At 63.8% G+C, this 10,015-nt stretch carries 7 protein-coding genes and 1 pseudogene; 1 reads left to right on the plus strand and 7 read right to left on the minus strand.

Annotation, left to right across the window (positions count from 1 at the left end; genetic code table 11):
• From ACT4OC_RS10010 to rpsL, 4 genes are all read right to left on the minus strand, one after another.
• Positions 1 to 224 (minus strand): GTP-binding protein (locus ACT4OC_RS10010; protein ID WP_444838821.1); only part of this gene is annotated, 224 nt, incomplete at its 3' end.
• A gap of 39 nt (positions 225 to 263) precedes the next feature.
• Complete coding sequence (gene fusA / locus ACT4OC_RS10015; RefSeq protein WP_444838822.1) at positions 264 to 2,336, minus strand: elongation factor G; 2,073 nt, start codon at positions 2,334 to 2,336, stop codon at positions 264 to 266.
• A 30-nt stretch (positions 2,337 to 2,366) separates the two neighbouring features.
• Positions 2,367 to 2,837, minus strand: a complete 471-nt coding sequence (rpsG, locus tag ACT4OC_RS10020) for a 30S ribosomal protein S7 (RefSeq protein WP_444838823.1) — start codon at positions 2,835 to 2,837, stop codon at positions 2,367 to 2,369.
• A gap of 15 nt (positions 2,838 to 2,852) precedes the next feature.
• The gene (rpsL, locus tag ACT4OC_RS10025; protein ID WP_028168167.1) at positions 2,853 to 3,224 is read right to left on the minus strand and encodes a 30S ribosomal protein S12; all 372 of its coding nucleotides are present in this window, start codon (positions 3,222 to 3,224) and stop codon (positions 2,853 to 2,855) included.
• A gap of 711 nt (positions 3,225 to 3,935) precedes the next feature.
• Between rpsL and ACT4OC_RS10030 the strand changes: the two genes are divergently transcribed.
• Entirely contained in the window at positions 3,936 to 4,061 is a 126-nt protein-coding gene (locus ACT4OC_RS10030; RefSeq protein WP_444838824.1) for a hypothetical protein, read from the plus strand.
• A 9-nt stretch (positions 4,062 to 4,070) separates the two neighbouring features.
• Here the strand turns inward: ACT4OC_RS10030 and ACT4OC_RS10035 are convergent, their stop codons facing one another.
• The 3 genes and pseudogenes from ACT4OC_RS10035 to ACT4OC_RS10045 all read right to left on the minus strand — a co-directional run.
• The gene (locus ACT4OC_RS10035) at positions 4,071 to 6,056 is read right to left on the minus strand and encodes an ABC transporter ATP-binding protein (RefSeq protein WP_444838825.1); all 1,986 of its coding nucleotides are present in this window, start codon (positions 6,054 to 6,056) and stop codon (positions 4,071 to 4,073) included.
• Between the two features lie 129 nt (positions 6,057 to 6,185).
• The gene (locus tag ACT4OC_RS10040; RefSeq protein WP_444838826.1) at positions 6,186 to 8,243 is read right to left on the minus strand and encodes an FAD-dependent oxidoreductase; all 2,058 of its coding nucleotides are present in this window, start codon (positions 8,241 to 8,243) and stop codon (positions 6,186 to 6,188) included.
• Positions 8,244 to 8,440: 197 nt separating this feature from the next.
• Positions 8,441 to 10,015, minus strand: a pseudogene (locus ACT4OC_RS10045) (DNA-directed RNA polymerase subunit beta'); the annotation flags it as partial.

Genomic DNA, 10,015 nt, shown 5'->3' on the forward strand with positions numbered 1-10,015 from the left:
CGGTTCTTGGTCTCGTATTCGACGTGAGCGGTCGAGATCGTGATGCCGCGCGCCTTCTCTTCCGGCGCCTTGTCGATCTGGTCGTATGCCGTGAACGTTGCACCGCCCGTCTCGGCCAGGATCTTGGTGATCGCCGCCGTCAGCGACGTCTTGCCATGGTCGACGTGACCGATGGTGCCGATGTTGCAGTGGGGTTTGGTACGTTCAAACTTTGCTTTGGCCATTTGACTCTCCGTTCAATCGCTGACTGGCATCAACGATTATCAAGCAAACTTCTTCTGGACTTCCGCCGACACGTTGGCGGGGGCTTCTGCGTAATGGTCGAATTGCATCGTGAAGGTGGCGCGTCCCTGGCTCATCGAGCGCAGGTTATTGACGTAGCCGAACATGTTCATGAGCGGCACCATCGCGTTGATGACGTTGGCGTTGCCGCGCATGTCCTGGCCCTGGATCTGGCCGCGCCGCGAGTTGAGGTCGCCGATCACCGAGCCGGTGTAGTCTTCCGGGGTCACCACCTCGACCTTCATGATCGGCTCGAGCAGGACCGACTTGCCCTTCTGCAGCGCCTCGCGGAAGCAGGCGCGCGTGGCGATTTCGAACGCCAGCGCCGAGGAGTCGACGTCGTGATACTTGCCGTCGATCAGCTGCACCTTGACGTCCACCACCGGGAAGCCGGCGACCACGCCCGACGACAGCACGCTCTCGATGCCCTTTTCGACGCCGGGGATGTATTCCTTCGGCACCGCGCCGCCGACGATCTTCGACTCGAACTCGTAGCCCTTGCCGGGCTCGCTCGGCTCGACCACGAGGGTGACGGCCGCGAACTGGCCGGTGCCGCCGGTCTGCTTCTTGTGGGTGTAGCTTTGCTCGACCTTCTTGGTGACGCGCTCACGGAACGCCACCTGCGGCGCGCCGATGTTGGCCTCCACCTTGTAGGTGCGCTTGAGGATGTCGACCTTGATGTCGAGATGGAGCTCGCCCATGCCCTTGAGGATGGTCTGGCCGGACTCCTGGTCGGTCGACACGCGGAACGACGGATCCTCCGCGGCGAGCTTGGCGAGAGCAATGCCGAGCTTTTCCTGGTCGGCCTTGGTCTTCGGCTCGATCGCGATCTCGATCACCGGCTCCGGAAATTCCATCTTTTCGAGAATCACCGGCTTGTTCGCGTCGCACAGCGTGTCGCCGGTGCGCGCTTCCTTGAGGCCCGCCAGCGCGACGATGTCGCCGGCATAGGCTTCCTTGATGTCTTCGCGGTTGTTGGCATGCATCAGCAGCATGCGGCCGATGCGCTCCTTGCGGTCACGCGTCGAGTTGACGACGCCGGTGCCCGACACCAACGTGCCGGAATAAATGCGGCAGAACGTGATGGTACCGACGAACGGATCGTCCATGATCTTGAACGCCAGCAGCGCCAAAGGCTCCTTGTCGTTCGGAAGGCGAATGATCTCGTTGCCGTCCTCGTCGAGGCCCTTGATGGCGGGCACGTCGATCGGCGACGGCAGATAATCCACCACCGCGTCGAGCAGCGGCTGCACGCCCTTGTTCTTGAAGGCCGAGCCGCACAGCACCGGAAAGAACGCGCCGGTCAGCACCGCCTTGCGGATCAGCCGCTTCAGCGTCGCTTCATCGGGCTCGTTGCCGTCGAGGAAAGCAGCCAGCGCATCGTCGTCGAGCTCGACGGCGGCTTCCACCATCTTCTCGCGGTATTCCTTGGCCTGGTCGACGAGATCGGCCGGGATGTCGACATAGTCGAACTTCGCGCCGAGCGATTCGTCGTTCCAGATGATGCCCTTCATCTTCACGAGGTCGACGAGACCCTTGAAGTTGTTCTCGGCGCCGATCGGCAGCTGGATGGCGATCGGCTTGGCGCCGAGGCGGTCGACGATGTCGGCAAGGCACTTGAAGAAGTCGGCGCCGGTCTTGTCCATCTTGTTGGCGAATACGATGCGCGGAACCTTGTACTTGTCGCCCTGGCGCCAGACGGTCTCGGTCTGGGGCTCGACGCCCTGGTTGCTGTCGAGCACGCATACGGCGCCGTCGAGCACGCGCAAGCTGCGCTCGACCTCGATGGTGAAGTCGACGTGGCCGGGGGTGTCGATGATGTTCAGACGCTTGCCGGCCCAGAACGCGGTGGTCGCAGCCGAGGTGATCGTGATGCCCCGCTCCTGCTCCTGCTCCATCCAGTCCATCGTCGCGGCACCTTCGTGCACTTCGCCGATCTTGTGGCTCTTGCCGGTGTAATAGAGGATGCGCTCGGTGGTCGTGGTCTTGCCGGCGTCGATATGCGCCATGATACCGAAGTTGCGGTAGTCCTCGATGGCATGTTGGCGGGGCATGGTCTGTTCCTTGATTCCGGTTTTTCGCCGTTACCAGCGATAGTGCGAGAAGGCACGGTTGGCTTCCGCCATCCGGTGCACGTCTTCGCGCTTCTTGACCGCATTCCCCCGGTTGTTCGACGCGTCGAGCAGCTCGGCCGAGAGCCGCTCCGTCATCGTCTTTTCGTTGCGATCGCGCGCTGCAGCGATCAGCCAGCGGATGCCGAGCGCCTGGCGGCGCACCGTGCGGACTTCCACCGGCACCTGATAGGTGGCGCCGCCGACGCGGCGGGAGCGGACCTCGATGGTCGGCATCACGTTCTCGAGCGCCTGCTCGAACACGCCGAGCGGATTCTGCTTGGTCTTGGCCTCGATCATGCCGAGCGCACCGTAGACGATGCCTTCGGCAACGGACTTCTTTCCGGCGTACATCACCGAGTTCATGAACTTCGTGATGACGATGTTCCCGAACTTGGGATCCGGAAGGACTTCACGCTTTTCGGCAGAATGGCGACGCGACATCTGATCTCTTCCCGATTATTTCGGACGCTTGGCGCCGTACTTCGAACGGCGCTGCTTACGGTTCTTGACGCCCTGGGTATCCAGCACGCCGCGGAGGATGTGGTAGCGCACGCCGGGCAAGTCCTTGACGCGGCCGCCGCGGATCATCACCACCGAGTGCTCCTGCAGGTTATGGCCCTCGCCGGGGATGTAGCCGATCACCTCGAAGCCGTTGGTCAGGCGCACCTTGGCGACCTTGCGGAGCGCCGAGTTCGGCTTCTTCGGGGTCGTCGTGTAGACGCGCGTGCACACGCCGCGCTTCTGCGGCGACTGCTGCAGCGCCGGCACCTTCTTGCGCGACTTCTGCACTTCGCGCGGCTTTGCGATCAGCTGGTTGATCGTCGGCATGTAGCCTTCACCCTCTTATTCGCGCGCAACCAATGACCGGCTGCGCAAATTCTTGTTCGGGACACCCCGCCCCGTCCGGCCGCCTCGCGTGAAAACGTTCACGCAAAACGAAAACACGCCAACCACCCATTCCCTGAGTGGAAAGCGCTTCGACGCCACAGAGGACCGCGGATAAAGACGAAACAGCGTTCGCTGTTCCATCCGGACACCGAGGTCATGCATCCGAAATCGATCTCAAGAGGACTTGCTCAAGAGAACAAAAATCGCACTGGCATTGCCTAGCTATGATCGACAGCGTTTGAGCGGCATTCGTCGAGGTTGGTGCCCTTCCCGGCCGAAAAAGCAGGTCAGGGTGCTCCGTTCCGACGCTGGCGTTGCTCACCGCCTGTCGTTAAGTGGGCGCCTTGTATAAGCCCGACCTGGTCAAGTCAAGGCGAAACGGTGGCTTGGAAGCGCCTCTGGCACTTGCGGAATCCGTCGACTGCGCCCGCACCGGCGCAAGGCGGCCGGTCGCTCGTCACCGCAACAAAAGACAAGGCCGGGCGGGCCGCGAGAACATCATCTTTCCGGATGGCGCGTCAAACCGCTCTTCCACATGGGATTCGGGTTCGATTAAGGTAAAATAATACTCCTAGAGCCGCTTTCGACTTCGACCAGGCGGGAGCTGCTGGGCCGCCGCAAAGCCTGCCCCGCGAGTCGCGCAGGCGCTGGATGGCCGATCGGCCGCGCCGAATCGATTCGATGGCCGAACGATTTTCCGGGCCCAGCAAGCGGATATCCGCGGGCGCGGCCGGCCGCGCGTCGCCCGGCTATCCCAAGCAGGGCCGCATCGCCTGAGCGCGCGGCTCACTCCTCATCGTCGTCGTCCTCGTTGTCGTCATCCGCCTGGCCGGCATGATGCGAGGCGTGGCTCTGGTCGTCCCAGAGCTTGCGGTAGACCCCGCCTTTGGCGAGCAGTTCCGCATGCGAGCCGCGCTCGATGGCGCGGCCGCCGGAAATCACGATGATCTCGTCCATCTCGACCACCGAGGTCAGCCGGTGCGTCGACCAGATCATGGTGCGGCCTTCGGCGACGTTGAGCAGCGTGCGGTTGATCGCCGCTTCCGTGGTCTGGTCGAGCGCGGAGGTCGCCTCGTCCAGCAGCAGGATCGAGGGGTTGCGGATGAGCGCGCGCGCGATCGCGATGCGCTGGCGCTGGCCGCCCGACAGCGTGTCGCCGCGCTCGCCGACCTGGGTGTCGTAACCCTCCGGCAGGCTCATGATGTAGCTGTGGATCTCGGCCTTCCGCGCCGCCTGCTCGACCTCATCGTCGGTCGCGCCTTCCTTGCCGAGGCGGATGTTCTCGCGGATCGACATGTTGAACAGCATGTTCTCCTGGAACACGATCGCCATCTTTGCCCGCAGCGATTCCAGCGTGACGCGGCGGATGTCGACGCCGTCGATGGTAACCCTGCCATCGTCCGGCGTGTACAGCCGCAGGATCAGGTTGAGCAGCGTGCTCTTGCCGGAGCCCGAGGGGCCGACGATCGCAATGCTCTTGCCGGCATCGAGCTTGAGCGTGAGGTTGTCGAGCACCGGCGTCGCCGCGCCCTCATACCCGAAGGTGACGCGTTCGAAGGTGATGTCGTTCTCGACGCGCGGCAGCTCCGGCGCACTGGGCCGGTCGGCGCCGCGGGTGGGCTCGTCGAGCAGCTCCTGGATGTGGCGCACGGCAGCGGCCGACTGGATCGACACCGGGATGAAGTGCATGAGATGGGCGATGTTGTAGGACACCTCCCAGAACGCGCTTTCGAAGGTGACGAAGGTGCCGATGGTGATCTGGCCCTTGGTGGCGAGATAGGCACCGATCGCCAGCACCACGAGGTGCAACAGCAGCACGGAGACGGTGACGGTGCGCTCCACCATGGTGGAGAGGAACACCGCGGAAGCCGTCTTGATGCGCACATCCTGGTTGCGCAGCGAAAACCAGCCGAAGACGCGGCGCTGCAGGCTGAACGCCTTCACCACCGCCTGCGCCGCGATGCTCTCCTGCACCGTGCCGAGCAGCGCCGCCTCGTTCAGCTTCTGCTCGTAATTGGCCTGCACTGCCTTGGGCGTGAGGATGCGCGGGCCGATCAGGGTGATCGGAAACACCAAAAGCGCCACCGCGGCGAGCTGCCAGTTCAGGAACAGCATCAGGAGGATACCGGCGATGAGCTCGAGGAACGGCAGCGCGGCGCTGTTGGCAAAGCTCTTGACCACGCTCTCGAAGGCCGTGAGATCGATCGAGAAGCGCGACAGGATCTCGCCGCGCTTGGTCTTGGCGAAATAGCCGGCCGGCAGGTCCTGCACGTGCTCGAAGATGCGCGTGCGCACGTCGGCGATCAGGCCCGCCGCCAGCCGGGCGTCGTGGCGCTCGTACCAGACCGCGATGATCGAGGTCAGGATGCCGGCCACCGCCAGCACGCCGAGGATCTTGTAGAGGGCCTTGAAATCCTCCTCGCCGAGCGCGTCGTCGATCAGGAATTTCAGGCTGAGCGGCATGATGACGTTGAACAGCGTCTCGACGATGACGCCGAAGCTGACGAAGGCGATCAGCTTCTTGTAGTTGCCGAAATGGGGCCGGACAAAACCGTAGATGGTGGCGAACGCGCCCGCCGCCTCGCGCGCGGTGAAGACGACGAGATCCTCGTCTTCCTCGTCGTCGAGCTCGATTTCCTCCTCGTCCTCCTCCGCCGCCTCGTCGGCGGAGACCGGCGCAGCATGCGGATCGGCCGCCGCGAGCCTGTTCAGCTCGGGATCGTCGGTCCGGGCACGTGTCGGAGCGTCCGGTGAAGGAGGTTTGGGCGCCATGAAACCAACCGATATCGCACGGCCGGCATGACCGCTACGCGAGGCGATAGCGGCAAATCGCTACCGTTCCAATCCTAGGCGATCAGGCGGCATTCGGCAAAACAAATGGAACAAAACGGGTTAACGCGGCTATTCGTCCTCGTCCTCGATCCTGTCGAAGAACGAATAACGCAGGCTGTCGGCGTCGGCGTACCAATGCCCCGGCCCCTTGTTGGCCGCCAGCGTCGCCGCCCAAACGGCATCCATCACGTCGCGGCGGTGCATCGACAGGTCGAAGCCGTTGCCGAAGAACAGTTCCGACCACTCCCACCAGGTGCCGAGCTTCTTCACGCCTCGCAGCAGGTCGTAGCGGTCGATGATCGCCGGCGCCATGTCAGACGTCACCGAGCCGAACACGATGCCGGTCCTGACCACGCGGTTGAGCTCGCGCACTGCGCGCGCCACCTGCCTTTCGGAGACGTGGCAGAGGCTGGTTTCGAACACGAAATCGAAGCTGCCTGCCTTGAACGGCATGTCCGTGACGGTGCCGAGCTTGTTGTACTTCTGCAGCGCCCTCGGCGTTTTGGCGTGGATGGCGCGGTTGTTCTCGATGCCCCAGGCATCGATGCCGCGCTCGCGCAGCGCGCCGACCAATTCGCCGCTGGCGGAACCGGCGACCAGCAGCTTGTAGCCCTTTGCCTCGCCCCAGACGATCCTGATCAGCTGAGTCAGGTAGTCGGGATCGGTGAACCGGTGCCACGCCTCGCTGTAGGGACCGGCGCCGCGATAATTGTCGAAATAATCGCGGTCGATCTTGTCGGACAGCGGCTTCTCGGTCTGCGTCTTGGCGCGGCGCAGCCGCATCATCTCGGTGAGGATGAGGTCGGTCGCGGCGTCCGAGGAGTCGAGCAGCCCGTTGAGCGTGGAGTCGAACAGGTAGTCGCCGACCACGACGATCCCCGGATGCTGCTTCGGCTCCGGCCGGTGGTTGGTCAGCACGTCGCGCGCCGGCAGGCCGCCGGGCAGCGCGTTGACCGACGATAGCCAGCGATGGATCTTGCCCTCGAGGAAATACTCGCGCGCGTTGCCGAGCGAAGCCGGCAGCGACTTCAGCGCGGCATCGATCAGCTCCTGGTCGGAGAGATTGGCAAAGGCGAGCGCGTCGGAGCCGGCGATCAGCCAGTTCAGCACGCCGTGCCGGCCGACGTCGTGGCGCGAGCCTTCGTTGTAGACGCAGCAGCCGCCGAACGCTTCCGACATGAACCAGGAGCCCGGGATCTTCTCGCCCCAGAACGGCTCGTCGAACAGGATCGAGACGCGCAGGTAATGTGCCGGCCGGTCGAAATAAGAGACGTGCTTGACCATGGAGGCGCGCAGCTGCTCGCCTTCCCAGCCCATGGTCGACAGCCAGGAATGCGGCAGACACATCAGCACGAGGTCGAAGTCGCGGCTCTCCGGCCCTTTGCCGTTCATCATGTTGAGGCGGTAGCGGCCGGCGGCGGTCTTGCCGACCTTGAGCACGCGATGATTGAGCTGGATGTCGGCGCTCACTTCGGAGGCCAGGCACTCGATCAGCTGCTCGTTGCCGTTCTGGATGGAATACAGGCCAATATAGCCGTCGACATCCATCACGAAGTTCTTCAGCGCGTTGAGGCCGTTGGTGTTGTGCGATTCGGTCGCGATATCCGAGCGCGCCATCACCTTGAAGAAGCGCTTTGCGACGGGATCGTCGACTTCCTCGTCGAGCAGCTGCTCCGCAGTCTTCCAGGCCCAGGGGTGCTCGTTGTCCTGGGCGCCGACGCCTTCATAATATTGCAGCGGGCTCATCATGCCGGTGCAGCGCTTGCGGAACGCCTCGATCGCCGCCGCGGTCTTCTCGCCGTATTTGCGGCGCATGCCCGGCACGTCGTTGAGCAGGACGCCGTCGAGCTGCACCTGCTCGGCGTCCATTGGAATGGTCTGCAGTCCGAAATGCTGGATCAGCTCGCGCAGCGGATCGGGGCCGGTCATCGAGTAATCGTAGATTTCGGCAACGCCCGCCTCGTACATCGCGTTCGCGGTATCGAACTTGCGGGTGACGATCTTGCCGCCAAGGCGGTCGGAAGCCTCGTAGATGGTGATGCGGCAGAGGTCGCCGAGCTTCTTCTTCAGATACCAGGCGCTCATCAGCCCGCCGGGGCCGCCGCCGACAATTGCGAGGTCCAACATGTATTCCGTTCCGCCGCTTCCGCCGCCCCCCTGCCCGGAAAGCGCGCGGTCAAATCCGCTACTAGGAAAGGCGCTTTTCACCCTGAAGGAAAGATGAACAAAGCGGGTTTCTGCACCGCAGCAATGAAGAAAAACAAAAAGGCCGGCGCATGGCCGGCCTTTTCGCAGCATATATTTCCGTAGTTCTACCGGAGCGCTTACTCCGCCGGCGGCAAAGCCAGAGGTTCCGCTTCCGGCGCGGTCGGCACGATCGCGGCCTGCTTCTCGCGCTCGTCGAGAATCAGCTTGTCGCGCTTCACAGCGACTTCGCGGATCTTGGCCATCGAGGCGCCGGTGCCCGCCGGAATCAGCCGGCCGACGATGACGTTCTCCTTCAGGCCCTCGAGCGGATCGACCTTGCCGTTGACCGCGGCTTCCGTGAGGACGCGCGTGGTCTCCTGGAACGAGGCGGCCGAGAAGAAGGAGCGGGTCTGCAGGCTCGCCTTGGTGATGCCGAGCAGAACCGGCGTTCCCGTGGCGATCTTCTTGCCCTCTTCCTTGGCCTTCTCGTTGACCTGGTCGAACTCGATCTTGTCGACCTGCTCGCCCGCGATCATGTCGGTTTCGCCCTGGTCGGTGATCTCCACCTTCTGCAGCATCTGACGCACGATCACTTCGATGTGCTTGTCGTTGATGAGCACGCCCTGCAGCCGGTAGACCTCCTGGATTTCGTTGACCAGGTAGGCAGCGAGCTCCTCGATGCCCTTGATCGCCAGGATGTCGTGCGGTGCCGGATTGCCCTCGACGATGAAGTCGCCCTTTTCGACGACGTCGCCGTCCTGCAAGTGGATGTGCTTGCCCTTCGGGATCAGGTACTCGCGCGTCTCCTCGGTCTTGTCGACCGGCTCGATCGAGATGCGGCGCTTGTTCTTGTAGTCGCGGCCGAAGCGGATGGTGCCGGAGATCTCGGCGATGATCGCCGCGTCCTTCGGCTTGCGCGCCTCGAACAGCTCCGCCACGCGCGGCAGACCGCCGGTGATGTCGCGCGTCTTGGCGCTTTCGGTCGAGATACGGGCGAGGATGTCGCCCGGCTTGACCTTGGCGCCGACGTCGACCGAGAGGATGGCGTCGACCGACAGCATGTAGCGGGCATCGCCGCCACGCGCGAGCTTCAGCACCTTGCCGTCCTTGCCCTTGATCACGATCGCCGGACGCAGGTCCGCGCCACCGCGCGTCGAGCGCCAGTCGATGACCACGCGCTTGGCGATGCCGGTGGATTCGTCGAGCGTTTCCGAGATCGACTGGCCTTCGACCAGATCCTCGAAGCCGATGGTGCCCTCGGCCTCCGTCAGCACCGGACGGGTGAACGGATCCCATTCGGCGATGCGGGTGCCGCGCTTGACCATGTCGCCTTCGTCGACGAGCATTTTCGAGCCGTACTGGATACGGTGCGTCGCGCGCTCTGTGCCGTCGGCATCGACGATCGCAACCACCATGTTGCGGACGGTGGCGATCGCCTGGCCTTCCGAGTTCTTGACGATCGACTTGTTCCTGATGACCACCTTGCCTTCGAAGTTCGACTCGACGAACGACTGCTCGTTGATCTGGGCCGCGCCGCCGATGTGGAAGGTGCGCATGGTCAGCTGCGTGCCGGGCTCGCCGATCGACTGCGCGGCGATGACGCCGACCGCCTCGCCGTGGTTGACCGGGGTGCCGCGGGCGAGATCGCGCCCGTAGCACTTGCCGCAGATGCCGTTGACCAGCTCGCAGGTCAGCGCCGAGCGGATCTTCAC

Origin of the sequence: Bradyrhizobium sp. (genome assembly GCF_052389815.1) — a bacterium.
Taxonomy (GTDB): domain Bacteria; phylum Pseudomonadota; class Alphaproteobacteria; order Rhizobiales; family Xanthobacteraceae; genus Bradyrhizobium.